Source organism: Thiohalorhabdus sp. (genome assembly GCF_036628635.1).
In the GTDB taxonomy this organism is placed as follows: Bacteria; Pseudomonadota; Gammaproteobacteria; order Thiohalorhabdales; family Thiohalorhabdaceae; genus Thiohalorhabdus.
Map to the genome: position 1 here is coordinate 1 of NZ_JAZKRM010000055.1, position 13,594 is coordinate 13,594.

Consider the following 13,594-nt stretch of genomic DNA (forward strand, 5'->3'; position numbering starts at 1 on the left):
TTCTCCATCGATACCGAGTCCGGCTTCGAGGACGCGGTGTTCATCACCGCCGCCTACGGGCTGGGTGAGAACGTGGTCCAGGGCGCGGTGAACCCGGACGAATACTATGTGTTCAAACCCCTGCTTGCCCAGGGCAAGCCCGCCTTGATCCGGCGCAAGTTGGGCGACAAGGCTTTGCGCATGGTCTACGACGAGGCCGGAGAGGCCCTTAACGAGCGGGTAGCCGAGCACGAGCGCAACCGCTTCGTGCTTACCGACGACGAGGCCCTGATCCTGGCGCGCTGGGCGGTGGCGGTGGAGGACCACTATTCACAGGTGCACGGCAAGCCCATGCCCATGGACATGGAATGGGCGCGGGATCAGGAGACCGGCGAGCTGTACATGCTGCAGGCCCGCCCCGAGACCGTGCACGCCGGGGAGGAGTCGGACCTGCTGCGCAGCTATCGCCTTACGGAGGACGGCGAGGTCCGTGTGACCGGCCGCAGCGTTGGCAGCGCCATCGCCCGAGGGCCGGTGCGCATCATCAATAGTCCCAGGGAGCTCCAAGACTTCAACGAGGGCGACTTGCTGGTGACGGACATGACCGACCCCGACTGGGAACCCATCATGAAGCTGGCCTCGGGGATCGTTACCAACCGCGGGGGGCGCACCTGCCACGCGGCCATCGTTTCCCGCGAGCTGGGCATTCCGGCGGTGGTGGGTACCGGCGACGCTACCCGGGTCCTGGAGCCGGACCAGCCGGTGACCCTGTCCTGTGCCGAAGGCGACACCGGCTACGTCTATGACGGTTACCTCGATTACGAGGTAGACGACCTGGAGCTGGACGAGGCGTCTCTGCCGGAGCAGGTGGAGCTGATGATGAACGTGGCCAATCCGGAGCGGGCGTTCACTTTCGCCCAGCTACCGAATCGAGGGGTGGGCCTGGCGCGTATGGAGTTCGTGATCAACAACGAGATCGCGGTCCACCCCATGGCGCTGTTGAACCCCAACCGCACGGACAACCAGACCCGAGCGGAGATCCGGCGGCGCACCGAGGCCTTCGCCGACAACCGCGAGTTCTTCGTGCGCACCCTGTCCGAGGGGCTGGCCACCATTGCCGCCAGTTTCTGGCCCAAGGACGTCATCGTGCGCATGTCGGACTTCAAGTCCAACGAGTACGCCAACCTCATCGGGGGTAGCTACTTCGAGCCGGAGGAAGAGAACCCCATGATGGGGTTCCGGGGGGCGTCGCGCTACTACTCGGACGCCTACCGCGACGGCTTCGCCATGGAATGCCAGGCCATAAGCCGCGCCCGGGATGAGTTGGGGCTCACCAACATCAAGGTGATGGTCCCCTTCTGCCGCACCGTGGACGAGGGCGACAAGGTCCGCGCCGAGATGGCGGCCAACGGGCTCAAGCAGGGGGAGGACGGCCTTGAGCTCTACATCATGTGCGAGCTGCCGGCCAACGTGATCCTGGCCGAGGAGTTCGCCGAGGTGTTCGACGGTTTCTCCATCGGCTCCAACGACCTGACCCAGCTGACCCTGGGTGTGGACCGCGACTCCGCGCTGGTGGCGCCGCTTTTCAACGAGCGCGACGAGGCGGTGAAGCGGTTCATCGCCGATGTCATCCAGCGGGTGCGGGCGAAGGGCCGCAAGATTGGGATCTGCGGCCAGGCCCCCAGCGACTACCCGGAGTTCGCCCAGTTCCTGGTGGAGCAGGGGATCGACTCCATATCGGTAAACCCGGACGCCATGGCCGTAACCGCGGCTCAGTTACGCCGATCTTACCAATGACGCTGGGGCGTGCAGCGCCGACGGTCCGCTGCATCAGGGAGTACACCTGGTGATCGCCAGGGCCGGGAGCACAGCTTCGAGTGTGAACTGTCCAATCGCTTATAGCCGTTGATTCTCATTTCGGGCAGTGTTGGTATGGATTTATACCGACGGGGATAAAATAGTTCCGGCCCGGAATTCGGTGCCGACCCATCCAAGGAGACAGCAGCCATGGCGACCAATCGCTTCAATACCAAGCTTCAGTTTGCCCTCGGTGCCACCGTCGCCGGCGGCCTGGCCCTCGCGCCTGCCAGTAGCCTGGCGGCCACCAGCCCGTTCCAGGTGGCCGAGCTGGAATCCGGCTACATGGTGGCCGACAGCCACAAGGGCGAGGAGGGCCAATGCGCTGGCATGGGCACCGGCGAGGAAAAGGGCCAGGAAGGCAATTGCGCCGGAATGGACAAAGACGATGCCAAGGATGAAGCCGAAGGCAACTGCGCCGCCAAGGACAAGGCCGAAGACAAGGCCAAGGACAAGGGTGGCGAGGGCAAGTGCGGTGAGGGCAAATGCGCCGGTGCCTGATAGGAGGCAGCTATGACCGAAGGGGTTGAAGGAGCCGGGCTGGGGCTGCGTCGGGCCTTCCTGCAGGACCTGTTGGCCGGACCGGAGAGCCCGCCTGACTTCCTCGAGGTGGTCCCGGAGAATTGGATCGGAGTCGGCGGCCGCATGGGGCGCGACTTCCGGCGGGTGATTGAGCCCTATCCCCTGGCGGCCCACGGTCTGTCGCTCAACATAGGCGGGCCGCGACCCCTGGATCGGGATCATCTGGCCGATCTGCGGGTCTTCCTCGATACCCTCGACATCGCTGTCTACAGTGACCACTTGTCCTACACCGCCGATGAGGGGCAGCTCTACGATCTGCTGCCCATCCCGTTCACGGCGGAGGCGGCGGCCTATGTGGCCGGCCGCGTGGGGGTGGTTCAGGAGGCCCTGGGCCGGAGGGTGGTGCTGGAGAACGCCAGCTATTACGCCGCCCCGGGCGCTGCCCTGGACGAGGCCGAGTTCATCAACCGGGTGCTCACCGAAGGCGATTGCCTGCTGTTGCTCGACGTCAACAATGTCTACGTCAACAGCGTCAACCACGGCTACGATCCCCACGCCTTCCTCGACGCCCTGCCGCCGGAGCGGGTGGCTTATTTCCACATCGCCGGCCACCGGCGGGAAGAGCCGGACTTGATCATCGATACCCACGGTGCCCCGGTGATCGATCCGGTCTGGGAGCTGCTCGATCACGCCTACCGGCGGTTCGGATCCTTGCCCACCGTCCTCGAGCGGGATACCGAGATTCCCCCTCTGCCCGAGGTCCTTGCCGAGGTGGCGGCCATCCGGCGTCACCAAGCGGCGGTCGAGGAGCGGCCCATGGAGGGAGCATGACCCGAGAGCAAGAGCCCGCGCCGCCCGCCTCCCTGCGGGCCCAGCAGGAGGCGCTGACCGGTTTTCTGCGCGAGCCGGCCATCGCCGGCCGTCCGCAAGGCGTTGATGAACGCGGTGGCCGGGTCTACCGGCGGCTGGTCTACAACAACCTGCAAGGGTTTTTGGCCAGCAACTTTCCCGTCATGCGCCGGATCCTGGAAGGCGAGCGCTGGGAGGCCCTGGTCGCGAACTTCCTCGCCGAGCACCGGGCCCAGACCCCCTATTTCCTGGAGATCGGGCGGGAACTTCTGACCTATCTGGGCGAGGTGCGCGAGCCGCGCTCCGGCGATCCGGCCTTCCTTCTGGAGCTGGCCCACTACGAGTGGGTGGAGCTGGCGCTGTCGGTGGATGAGGCCGAGCTGCCTAGCGAAGGGGTCGATCCCGAGGGTGATCTGGTGGCCGGCCGGCCGGTGGTTTCACCGCTGGCTTGGCCGCTGCAGTACGCCTTTCCCGTCCACCAGATCGGACCCGGGTTCGAGCCGGAAACGGCCCCGGAGCAGCCCACTTTCCTGGTGATCTACCGCGACCGCTTGGATGCCATCGGCTTCCTGGCGATCAATGCGGTCACCGCTCGTCTGCTGCAGTTGCTCCAGGAGGGAGGCGGCGAATCCGGCGAGGCCCTGCTGCGCCGGATCGCCGCGGAGATCGGCCACCCCGAACCGTCTCAGGTGGTGGCGGCCGGCGCCGATATCCTGGCGGATCTGCGGGGCCGGGATATCGTGGTCGGGACGGCTGCGTAGGCCCTCTTCAGCCCAGTACCCGGTCCAGCCAGGCGAACAGGTCCACCATCTCGGTCTCGGAAATCCCGTGATCCATGGGGTAGGCGTGCCATTCGGGGGGCTGGGTGCCCAAAGCCGACAACCGGTCGCGGGCCGCCTCGCCCAGGGTGGGGGGGATCAGCGAATCGTATTGGCCGTGGCCCAGGAACAGCGGCGTGTGCCGCTGGGCCTCGGTCACCGGTGGATCGGCCGGCAAGTAGGCGGACAGGGCGGCGATCCCGGCAAGGGGTCGGGGGTAGGCCAACCCCGCCCACAAGGCCAGAACCCCGCCTTGAGAGAAACCTCCTAGGACCGTGCGGCTGGGTTCGATGCCCTCAGCCTCCAGACCTTCCAGAAGGGCGATCATCCGGCCCGCCGAGCGATTGATGCCCTCTAGGTCGGCATCGGCGGTCAGCTCCGGACTGGAGATGTCGTACCAGGCGCGCATGCGCATGCCGCCATTGATCGTTACCGGCTGGCGGGGTGCGTGCGGAAGCAGGACGCGGGTCTCCGGCGGTAGGGCTGCGGTCTCCCGGAACAGGGGCTCGAAGTCGTGGCCGTCGGCGCCCAGCCCATGCAGCCACACGATCGCCCCCTGGGCGGGCCCGCTAGGGGCCAGGTCCCGGCATTCCAGCGGCGTGCCTCGGTCATTTCCTGCCATGATAGGCTCCCTCTAACCCGACAGGGCCGTCACCCCCTCGCTCAACAATTTCGGAGGTCCCATGCCCGCGAATCCGCGCACCCGTCGCTTTTGGTTGGCGGCACTTTTAGTGGCCATGGTGGCGGCGCTGCCCGCAACCTGCGCCGGCGCCGACAAAGAGGTCTCGTGGGAAGGCGTCCCCTACGCCAAGTCCGAGATCCCCATGGAGCTCAAAAAGGCCGCCGAGGACGTCTATTTCGTCATCGGCCGCAACGGCGTCCCCGATGCCGACAACGAAGGCTTCATGTCCAACGCCGGCTTCGTGGTTACCGACGACGGCGTGGTGGTCTATGACGCCCTGGGCACTCCGTCACTGGGCTGGAAGCTGCTGAGCAAGATCCGCTCGGTTACCGATAAGCCGGTGACCCACGTGGTGGCGGGCCACTACCACGCCGACCACATCTATGGCCTCCAGGTGTTCAAGGACCACACCGAGGCAACCATCTGGGCCCAGAAGCGCTACGCCCAGTACTTCGAGGGCCCGGGGGCCGAGCGGCGCTTGAAGCAACGGCGTCAGGCCCTGTTCCCCTGGGTGGACGACAGCACCCGGGTGGTGCGCCCGGACGACACCTACGCCGACCGCAAGACCTTCGACATGGGCGACAAGCGAATCGAGCTGGTGCATGTGGGCCCGGCCCACGCCCCGGACGATACCATGATGATCGTCCATGGCCCGGACGTGTTGTTCTCGGGCGATATCCTGTTCGATGGCCGCATTCCGTTCGTCGGCGACAAAGTGGATACCCAGAACTGGCTGGATGGCGTCGAACGTGCCGCGGCAATGGATCCGCCGCCGTCCATGATCATCCCCGGCCACGGCCCCGCCGAGGCGGATGCCTCCCGGGCGATCGCGTTCATGCGTGGCTACATCACCAAGCTGCGCGAGACCATGGGCGAGGCCGTCGAGAAGCTACAGCCCTTCGAGCAGGCCTACAAAGACGTCGATTGGTCCGAGTACAAGGGACTGCCCGCCTACGAGGCCACCCATCGGCGCAATGCTTACAATGTCTATCTGGAGCTGCAGGAGCAGTGAGGCGTGAGCGGGAGGAGTAAGGAGTAAAATCCACGGCAAAGGCTTTATCCGCAGATGACGCCGATGCATGCAGATGAAAGCATAACCTCGAACGGCCTCGTGGTAACGGCGCAAGCCGCGACCCCGTCGGCCAAATAAGGCGAAAGTCGGGGCTTACGCCCCTACCTAAAGGGCCGACCAGCCCAGCTTCCATCTGCGTTCATCGGCGCAATCTGCGGATAGGCCGTCTCGCCGTTCCGCCTCAAACCTCACCCCTCACGGCAATGCCGGCCTCTGGCCCGTGGCCAAATACTGGCGGTAGTGGTCGAGGATCCGGCCGTGATCGAAGGCGGTGGGCGGCAGGTCGGTGAGGGGGAGCCAGGCCAGGTCCTGGGCGTCGCTGGCGGCCTGGGCGGTGCCGGAAGGACGGGCGGCGTAGACGGTGGAAACGGTATGCCCCCGGGGGTCGCGGTCCGGGGCCGAGTAGGTGGCGAACTGGTACAGCTCCGACAGGGCGAGACCGGTCTCCTCTACCGCCTCCCGGCGCACGGCGGTGGTCAGGTCCTCCCCCGCGTCGACGAAGCCACCGGGCAGGGCCCAGCCATGGGGTGGGTTCTTGCGCTCGATGAGCAGGACCCGGTCGTCCCTGTCATGGATGATTACGTCCACGGTGCAGCGCGGTCCTTCCATGGGTGGTCTCCCTACCCGGAAAAATTTTCCTCGGGGGCTGTGTTTGCGGCCTTTCCGGACATCAAGTAGGTCGCGAACTCCAGGGCTGCGGGACATGGTACACTTTGTGCTAAGAGTGGCCCGCGCAGTTTGGCCGCGTCGGCCATTAGCCACGATGGCCTTCTTTCGCCCGATCGGATCCGTTGCGAGTGAGTGTCATGGAAATCGATCCGACCAAGAACCTTAGCCAGCTGGCCGGGGCCAATCAGTCCCAGAAGCAAGGCATCACCGACGGCTCGGCTTTCCGCGCCGCCCTGGAAAAGGCCCAGGGGGGTGCAGAAACCGCTGCGCTGGGCGCCTCCGAAGGAGTGAGCTCGGCTCGCGGCACATCGGAGCTGGTCGGCATGCTCCGCCATCAGGCGGTACAAGAGGAGGGCCGGGTGCAACAGGCGCTGGACCTGGTCACCAGCCTGTCGGCCGACTTCGCCCAGGGCCGGACGCCCCAGGCGGCCGAGCTGCAATCGGCCGACGCCACACTGGCGCGGCTGGAGCAGCAGGCCGGCTCCGAGGAACGGGAATCCCTTCGGGATGCCCGCACCGCCGTCAACTTCTACCTGGGCCGGGCGGAGCGGGAAAGCAGCTGAATTCTGGTCGGTCTAGTCCGGTCCGCCTTCCTCTGGGTGTCGCTTCTGCCGAACCTCTTGGCGGTGTCGCCGGAAGATGTACTCGCTTAGGACTTTCTCTTCGCTTTCCGTGACATTGGCCAGGGCCAGGGTCACCCAATAGCGGTCTTCCCCTTGCTCGCCCGCGGCCCGTTCCGCCTCGGTAACGTGGGCGGGGGCGCCGAAATGCACCCGGGGCGAGCCGGGCAATCGGCAATCCACCCAGTACCACTCCCCCCTTTCGGGATGCACCTCCCCATTCAGTGGCAGTCCTGCTCGGAAGGCCTCGAGACTGACCCTTACGGGCAGGGGTTCCGGGCCCTCCCTTTCCTGGCGGGCCAGCTGATCCTCGAGTAGATGCCGGATGTGATCGAGCTTGGTATCGACCAGCCGCAGGGCTTCGAAAACCGCCCCCTGCGGCCGTTGGTCAGGCGGATAGCTGCGGGCGAGCTCCTCCACCGTGGCGTCCCGGCTCCCCAGGGCAGCGCGTAGCCCGCTGGTCGCGGCCGCCAAGTTTCCTTGTTGGGCTGCCGATACCTGGTTTTCGTCGAGCCGGGTGAGCTGGAGGGGGAGGTGGTCCTGTACCTCCAGTCCGGTGTCATCCCTTTGGCGGTCCTCGTGCTCGGGCATGCCAAACTCCAGGTGGATGAAGGATCAGCCTACCAGGCCCGGATGGGGTAAAGACATTGAGGGCCACTTCCCTGTCACGGATGACAGCGTCCGGGGCTTCCGGATACCGCTTTGACACCTACCCCCAATGTTGTCACGATTTTGACGCGATGTCGCTGGAAAGGCGACAGTTCCCTGACCCTCAAATGCGGGAACATGGAGGTGGGATGGCGGAACGTACCGAAGCGTGGCAGGACGAAACCCCACCCCCGGATGAAGCGCCCCGTGAACAGGCCGGGCTACCGTTCCAAGGCCCCACCCCCAGAGTGATCATTGGCCCCGGCTTGGAGGAGCATAACCCCGAGCTGGTCCCGGTAGCGGCCGCCTCGGGCCTGGATAGCGAGATCGCCGGGGCTGCCCCGGCCCCGGGGCCAGCAGTGGTCCTGGCGGACCTATCCGCCGGTACCGCCGGCTGGGACTTTCTGGCGTGCTGTCGCAGCAGCCACATCCCGGTGGCCGTATTTACCGTCCCGGCCGAGCCGAGCGATGTCCGCGAGGCCTACCGCCGGGGGGTCGCGGAAGTCCTGTTCCTCGAAGAGGCAGGCCTCGATATCCAGCTGTCCTCGCTCCTTACCCGCCTCTACGACGGGCCCGACAAGAAAAGTCTCCATCCCGAGCGAAGCCGTTTCCACAGCCTGGTAGGCCTGTCCCAATCCATGGCTGAGCTGTATTCCCTTTTGGAAGTGGTCGGCCCTTCCGATGCCACGGTCCTCGTGCGCGGGGAAAGCGGCACGGGCAAAGAGCTTGTAGCGCGCGCCATCCATGCCGAATCCGGTCGCAGCGAGCACCCCTTCGTCGCTATCAATTGCGGCGCCATTCCTCCAGATCTTCTCGAGGCTGAGCTGTTCGGCCACGCCAAAGGGGCCTTCACGGGGGCGGTGAGCGCTCGCCAGGGGCGCTTCGCCCACGCGGACAGTGGCACCCTTTTCTTGGACGAGATCGGTGAGATGAGTCCCGATCTGCAGATCAAGCTGCTTCGCGTCCTGGAGGAGCGCACCTATGAGCCGGTGGGGAGCTCGCGCTCGGTTCCGTTCAATGCCCGGGTGCTGGCCGCCACCAATAAGGATCTCGACGAGGCGGTGGCCTCAGGGCGCTTCCGCGAAGACCTCTACCACCGGCTCAATGTGCTGACGGTTGATCTGCCTCCCCTGCGCCAGCGTGGCTCCGAGGATGTCATGTTCCTGTTTGACCATTTTCTCGACGAGCTCAACCGCAAGCACAGCACCGGAGTGGCGGGCGCCGACCCCGTGGCCCGGCGGTTCCTGGAGGCCTATGATTGGCCCGGGAATGTCCGCGAGCTGCGCAATCTCACCGAGCGCTTGGCCGTCCTCAAGCGGGAAGGGCTGGTGGAGCCCGCGGATCTACCGGAAAAGATCCGAGGGGCGCCCCGCGACACCAACGAGGGCCAGCCCGCCGAAGTCGGGGCCGAAAGCGGTGAGCGGGATATATTGCTGGGTCAGAGCCGGGACCTGCGGGCCGAAGTGGAAGCCTTCGAGAACCGCTTGATTCTCGAGGCTCTTGAATCCACGGCCGGCAACCGCAACCAGGCGGCGCAGCTTCTGGGGGTCAAGCGGACAACGCTGGTGGAGAAGCTTAAGAAACGGAATCTGGGGTAGATGGCACGGAATACCCGCGCGCATCGGAAATGGGGGTGGCCACCCTGGTGGCGGGCTGCTGCGGCGGCCTCGGCGGTACTGGCCACTGGAGCGGCGCAAGCTGCCGATGTCCCCGTCCGCTGTGCCGATCATGACACCCATTTCCGGGTTGTTCTCGACCTTCCCGAGCAGCGCCCTCTGGCTGCCCATCGGGCCGGCGGTTCGGTGGTGCTCGAATGGCCCGGCGGCTGGCAGCCGGTGGCCCTAGATGGTTGCCGCAGCGACCGGCGGTTGAAGGGCTTGCGGCGGCAGCAGGACCGGTTGGTGCTCGAGCTCGACGGGGGAGAGAAAGCACGGGCGTTTACCCTGAGCGAGCCACCTCGCTGGGTCGTTGACCTGGGCCGTGTGGAGTCCAACCTGAGCCGGCGGGCGCCCCTTCCCGAACCGGTCCATCCGCCGGCCCCGTTGCCCAGCATGGTGCCGGCCGAGGTCCCCGAAATCCTGGCCCGGGCGCGGTCCAAGGCCGAGGCCGAGAATGACCAGGCTGCCCTGGATCTGCTGGAGCAAGAGGGCGAGTCGAGGGATCAGCCGGCCGCGGTGCAGTTCGAGCTAGGCCGGCTGTATGCCGATACCGGTCAGACCCTGAAGGCCGCCCAGCAGTTGTGGCAAGCGGCCAGCGAATATCCCGACCATGCAGCGGCCCCTGCCGCCTTCCGCCGCGCCGCGAACCTTTTCGACCGGCTCGACTTCCATTTTCAGGCAACCAATCCGCTAGAAAGCTATCTGCGCAATTATCCCTTGGAGCCCCAGGCCAGGGAGGTCCAGCTGGAGCTGGGTCGGCTCTATGCCCTGGCCGGTGAGGTCGGCTCGGCGCGCGAGGAACTGATCCCGTTGACCTACGCGGGGGCGGATGAGCTGGCCCAGTACGCCCACTATTGGCTGGCCTATCTGCTGGCCCGGGGCGAGGATTTCCAGGGTGCCCGTACCGAGCTGGATCGGCTTTTGAAGCAGGATCCCACCTACCTGGAGGCCCATGCCGACCTGTTGCTGGCGGCCGCCGAAACCTTTCTGGAAACCGAAGCTCCCCAAAGGGCCCGGAACCGGTTGTCGGCCTTTCTGAGCGACAACCCAACCCATCCGCGGCAACTGAGGGCCATACTGCTCCAGGGGCGAGCCTTTATGGCCCTGGAGCAATGGCGCCGAGCCGCCGCCGGTTTCCAGGAAGTTCTCGATGCCCAGCCCCAAGCCGATATCCAGGCGCGAGCCCGGGCGGGCCTGGTTCGGGCCGAGCATGCCCTGGACCGCATCGGCCTTGACGAGGCGGTCGCCCGGCTTGAAGCCGTCGCGTCGGGGTTGCCGGGGTCGCAGGCGGCCATGGAGGCTCGCCTTTTGGCGGCGCGCATGCTCGCTGATGCCGACCGCCGGGGAAAGGCCCTGGGCCAGCTCCGCGCCGTGCTCAAGCAGGGGAGTCAAGCGGACCGGCGCAACGCCCGGCCCCTGGCGGACCGGCTCCTGCCGCCGCAGATGGCTGCCGCCCTGGAAGCCGGTGAGCCCTTACGGGCTTTCCGGCTGTATAACCGGTTCGCCGGCGAGACCCCAAGCGGTACGGTGCGCGATCGGGGATTCCGAGCCCTTCTGCGGTTGGGGGCGCTGAAGGGTGCCCGGCGCTTTCTAGGGGACGCCCGCGAAGAGCAGGGCAGTACGGTCCAGATTGATCGCTGGCAATGGCTGCTTGCCCGAGCCTACCGGAAGGCGGCGGCCGAGGAAGGCGTCGCTTGGATCGATCAGGTCCTGGAGCGCCAGCCCGGCCATCCCCGGACGCAGGGGCTGCGCCTGGAGCGGGCCCGGTTGCTGTCGCGCTTGGACCGCCACGCCGATCTGCTGGACTTTCTGGATCGGCACTCCAAGCTTCCCAGGGATCAGACGGTGCCCCTGAGGGCCCGGGCCCATAAGGCCCAAGGGGATCTAGGGGAGGCCTTTTCCGTGCTCGACACCTTCGCCCGCGAAGCGCCCGAGGGAGCCTTGTCGGGGTCGGTGCTTGCCGAGGCCGGGGACCTGGGCGCCCGTCTGGGGCGGGTCTACCGGGCCCGTGCCTACTGGCTGCGAGCGCTGAAAGCCGGCGTCCCCGACTGGGAACGTCGCCAGCTGAAGGCCCTCCTGGGCGTGGATGCGGTGCAGCGGGAGGATTTCAAGGGGGCCCGAGCCCATCTGGAGGGGCTTTCCGCGGATGACGGGTTTGGCCGGGCCGGGAATCTCTACGCCTCCCTAATTCCCCTGGTCCGGGAGCGGCTGCCGTGAGCTCGGATAGAGAGCTCCTCGTCTGGCTGGTGGGCTTCCATGACGGCCTTCACGGCGATCTCGCCGATGCCGTGCGGGGAGCCGGCGGTCGCGCCCTGTTCCTGACGGGGCCTCCGGAGGGTAGCGCTTCTCCTGCGCCGCGGTGCGTTTTTCTGGATGCCGACGGTCTGGGGCCGGATACGGAGGCGGTGGTCCAGGCGCTGGTCGCCGACGGTATCCCCGCGGGTGTGGTGGCCACCGAGCCGAGCCCGGAACAGGCCCGGGCTATGGGCCGGGCTGGTGCCGAAGACTTCCGCGCCAAGCCCCTGACCGCCGAGGTGGTGCACGCCCTTGTGCGCCGGGATCCGGCGGCCGGGGAATCCGGCTTCATTACCGAAAGCCCGGCCATGCGGCAGCTCCTGAAAAAAGTCAAAAAATTGGCGGGCAGCGACGGAGCCGGATTGCTCTGCGGCGCCTCGGGTACCGGCAAGGAAAGGCTGGCGGCCTTTATACACGAGCATTCGCCCCGCCGGGACGGGCCTCTGGTGGCTGTGAACTGTGCCTCGCTGCCGGAAGGCCTGCTGGAGTCGGAGCTTTTTGGGCACGAGAAAGGCGCTTTTACCGGGGCCGATCAGCGCCGGGAGGGCCGCTTTCAGCAGGCCCAGGACGGCACCCTGCTTTTGGACGAGATCACCGAAATGCCCGTGGATCTGCAGGCCAAGCTACTTCGGGTGCTGCAGGAAGGGGTGGTGGATCGGGTAGGCGGGCACCGCCCGGAATCGGTCAATGTCCGGGTGCTGGCGACAACCAATCGGGATCCGGAAACGGCCGTGGCCGAAGGTCAGCTACGCGCGGACCTCCTTTATCGGTTGTCGGTGGTGCGGGTGCGTCTGCCTGATCTGGCCCAGCGTGCGGAGGATATCCCGGTTCTGGCCGAGCATTTCGTCCGTCTCTACGTCCAACGCTATGGTCGGCCAATCGAGGGACTGGATCAGGCTGCCCGCGATTATCTGCAAAACCGCAGCTGGCCGGGTAATGTCCGGGAGCTGGAGAACGCCATCCATCGAGCCGTGGTACTCAGCGACAAGCGGCGCCTCAGCGTGGGGGACCTGACCGAGGACGAGCTCTCCATCGAATCGGTAAGCGCGCCGTCGGGCCAATTTGGGGGCGATTCCGTCGCCCCCGTGGGAAGCAGCAGCGAAGAGAGGCTACCCGAGGCCGATCTGACCATACAGGAGATGGAGGATTTGCTCATTGCCCGTACCCTGGAGCGGGTCGGCGGGAATCGGACTCGGGCCGCCGAGCTCCTCGGCATCAGCATCCGCACCCTGCGCAACAAGCTCAACCGGCCCCGGGAGCGTGAGGCTTGAGGCGAAAAGGCAACGGCGCAATCCACTATAGGGGGACTTGGGGTTTTATCTGGGTTTATCGGCGTTATCTGTGGATCAGCGAACCAGCTGTGGGTTCGGCTTGCACCCGGCATGTTGATTGCATCCCCGTTAATGGGATTTTCTAAAGGAGCACCCGGCCATGTCGTCGAGCCTGTTTGGCAGCCAGTTCACGCTCTTCAGGCACAGCCTGGATCTGCAACAGCAGCGACTGGGCACCATCGCCAATAATGTGGCCAATGCCGAAACCCCCGGTTATCACGCCAAGCGGCTGCAGTTCGATCAGCAGCTGCGCCAGGCTCACGACGGGGGTGACGAAAATTTGACGATGGTCAGCACCAATCCCCGCCATTTCGACACCGGAGGATCCGTATCCGAGGTCCAGCCGCAAGTGCGCGAGGTGGTTCAGGGGGGACGTGTCGACGGCAACACGGTGAACACCCAGCAAGAGCTTGAGCGTCTCGGCGAAACCCGCTTGCTCAACCGGGTGGTTAGCGAGCTGGCAGCCCGCCGGGCCAGCGGCATCCAATATGCCATCAAGAAGGGAGGGCAATAAGGCATGGATCTGTTTACTGCGATGGAGGTGGGCGGTAGCGGTTTGCAGGCCCAGCGGACGCGCCTCAATCTCACCGCCCA

Annotated in this window: 13 protein-coding genes; 10 read left to right on the forward strand and 3 right to left on the reverse strand. The window is 66.1% G+C overall.

The window, feature by feature from the left end:
- From ppsA to V5A19_RS12380, 4 genes are all read left to right on the forward strand, one after another.
- Window positions 1-1,776 (forward strand): phosphoenolpyruvate synthase (ppsA, locus tag V5A19_RS12365; RefSeq protein ID WP_332319482.1); only part of this gene is annotated, 1,776 nt, incomplete at its 5' end.
- A 210-nt stretch (window positions 1,777-1,986) separates the two neighbouring features.
- On the forward strand, window positions 1,987-2,337 hold the full coding sequence (locus V5A19_RS12370; RefSeq protein WP_332319481.1) for a hypothetical protein: 351 nt from the start codon (window positions 1,987-1,989) through the stop codon (window positions 2,335-2,337).
- Window positions 2,338-2,349: 12 nt separating this feature from the next.
- Complete coding sequence (locus V5A19_RS12375) at window positions 2,350-3,189, forward strand: HvfB family MNIO-type RiPP peptide maturase (protein ID WP_332319480.1); 840 nt, start codon at window positions 2,350-2,352, stop codon at window positions 3,187-3,189.
- Window positions 3,186-3,968, forward strand: coding sequence for an HvfC family RiPP maturation protein (locus V5A19_RS12380; RefSeq protein ID WP_332319479.1), 783 nt, complete (start codon window positions 3,186-3,188; stop codon window positions 3,966-3,968). Before V5A19_RS12375 ends, V5A19_RS12380 begins: the two co-directional genes overlap by 4 nt.
- A gap of 7 nt (window positions 3,969-3,975) precedes the next feature.
- Here the strand turns inward: V5A19_RS12380 and V5A19_RS12385 are convergent, their stop codons facing one another.
- Window positions 3,976-4,647 (reverse strand): alpha/beta hydrolase, encoded by a 672-nt coding sequence (locus tag V5A19_RS12385; protein WP_332319478.1) that lies wholly within the window; start codon window positions 4,645-4,647, stop codon window positions 3,976-3,978.
- Window positions 4,648-4,708: 61 nt separating this feature from the next.
- On the opposite strand from V5A19_RS12385, the gene V5A19_RS12390 reads away from it, so the two are divergent.
- Window positions 4,709-5,719 carry an MBL fold metallo-hydrolase gene (locus tag V5A19_RS12390; protein WP_332319477.1) on the forward strand — a complete coding sequence of 337 codons (1,011 nt, stop codon included), beginning with the start codon at window positions 4,709-4,711 and terminating at the stop codon, window positions 5,717-5,719.
- Between the two features lie 255 nt (window positions 5,720-5,974).
- Here the strand turns inward: V5A19_RS12390 and V5A19_RS12395 are convergent, their stop codons facing one another.
- Entirely contained in the window at window positions 5,975-6,388 is a 414-nt protein-coding gene (locus tag V5A19_RS12395) for an NUDIX hydrolase (protein WP_332319476.1), read from the reverse strand.
- 197 nt (window positions 6,389-6,585) lie between these two features.
- On the opposite strand from V5A19_RS12395, the gene V5A19_RS12400 reads away from it, so the two are divergent.
- Window positions 6,586-7,011 (forward strand): hypothetical protein, encoded by a 426-nt coding sequence (locus V5A19_RS12400; RefSeq protein ID WP_332319475.1) that lies wholly within the window; start codon window positions 6,586-6,588, stop codon window positions 7,009-7,011.
- 12 nt (window positions 7,012-7,023) lie between these two features.
- On the opposite strand, the gene V5A19_RS12405 is transcribed toward V5A19_RS12400, so the two are convergent.
- Window positions 7,024-7,659, reverse strand: a complete 636-nt coding sequence (locus V5A19_RS12405; protein WP_332319474.1) for a PilZ domain-containing protein — start codon at window positions 7,657-7,659, stop codon at window positions 7,024-7,026.
- Window positions 7,660-7,865: 206 nt separating this feature from the next.
- On the opposite strand from V5A19_RS12405, the gene V5A19_RS12410 reads away from it, so the two are divergent.
- The 4 genes from V5A19_RS12410 (at window position 7,866) to flgB (ending at window position 13,514) form a co-directional block, all read left to right on the forward strand.
- Window positions 7,866-9,314, forward strand: coding sequence for a sigma-54 interaction domain-containing protein (locus tag V5A19_RS12410; RefSeq protein WP_332319473.1), 1,449 nt, complete (start codon window positions 7,866-7,868; stop codon window positions 9,312-9,314).
- On the forward strand, window positions 9,315-11,591 hold the full coding sequence (locus tag V5A19_RS12415) for an AMIN domain-containing protein (RefSeq protein ID WP_332319472.1): 2,277 nt from the start codon (window positions 9,315-9,317) through the stop codon (window positions 11,589-11,591).
- On the forward strand, window positions 11,588-12,940 hold the full coding sequence (locus V5A19_RS12420) for a sigma-54 dependent transcriptional regulator (RefSeq protein ID WP_332327842.1): 1,353 nt from the start codon (window positions 11,588-11,590) through the stop codon (window positions 12,938-12,940). The genes V5A19_RS12415 and V5A19_RS12420 overlap by 4 nt, the downstream gene beginning before the upstream one ends.
- Before the next feature lie 160 nt (window positions 12,941-13,100).
- Complete coding sequence (flgB, locus tag V5A19_RS12425; RefSeq protein ID WP_332327843.1) at window positions 13,101-13,514, forward strand: flagellar basal body rod protein FlgB; 414 nt, start codon at window positions 13,101-13,103, stop codon at window positions 13,512-13,514.
- The last annotated feature ends 80 nt before the right edge of the window (window positions 13,515-13,594 follow it).

Coding starts and splice junctions, on each gene's coding strand:
- V5A19_RS12370 (WP_332319481.1), top strand. CDS start 1,987: ATGGCGACCAATCGCTTCAATACCAAGCTTCAGTTTGCCCTCGGTGCC.
- V5A19_RS12375 (WP_332319480.1), top strand. CDS start 2,350: ATGACCGAAGGGGTTGAAGGAGCCGGGCTGGGGCTGCGTCGGGCCTTC.
- V5A19_RS12380 (WP_332319479.1), top strand. CDS start 3,186: ATGACCCGAGAGCAAGAGCCCGCGCCGCCCGCCTCCCTGCGGGCCCAG.
- V5A19_RS12385 (WP_332319478.1), bottom strand. CDS start 4,647: ATGGCAGGAAATGACCGAGGCACGCCGCTGGAATGCCGGGACCTGGCC.
- V5A19_RS12390 (WP_332319477.1), top strand. CDS start 4,709: ATGCCCGCGAATCCGCGCACCCGTCGCTTTTGGTTGGCGGCACTTTTA.
- V5A19_RS12395 (WP_332319476.1), bottom strand. CDS start 6,388: ATGGAAGGACCGCGCTGCACCGTGGACGTAATCATCCATGACAGGGAC.
- V5A19_RS12400 (WP_332319475.1), top strand. CDS start 6,586: ATGGAAATCGATCCGACCAAGAACCTTAGCCAGCTGGCCGGGGCCAAT.
- V5A19_RS12405 (WP_332319474.1), bottom strand. CDS start 7,659: ATGCCCGAGCACGAGGACCGCCAAAGGGATGACACCGGACTGGAGGTA.
- V5A19_RS12410 (WP_332319473.1), top strand. CDS start 7,866: ATGGCGGAACGTACCGAAGCGTGGCAGGACGAAACCCCACCCCCGGAT.
- V5A19_RS12415 (WP_332319472.1), top strand. CDS start 9,315: ATGGCACGGAATACCCGCGCGCATCGGAAATGGGGGTGGCCACCCTGG.
- flgB (WP_332327843.1), top strand. CDS start 13,101: ATGTCGTCGAGCCTGTTTGGCAGCCAGTTCACGCTCTTCAGGCACAGC.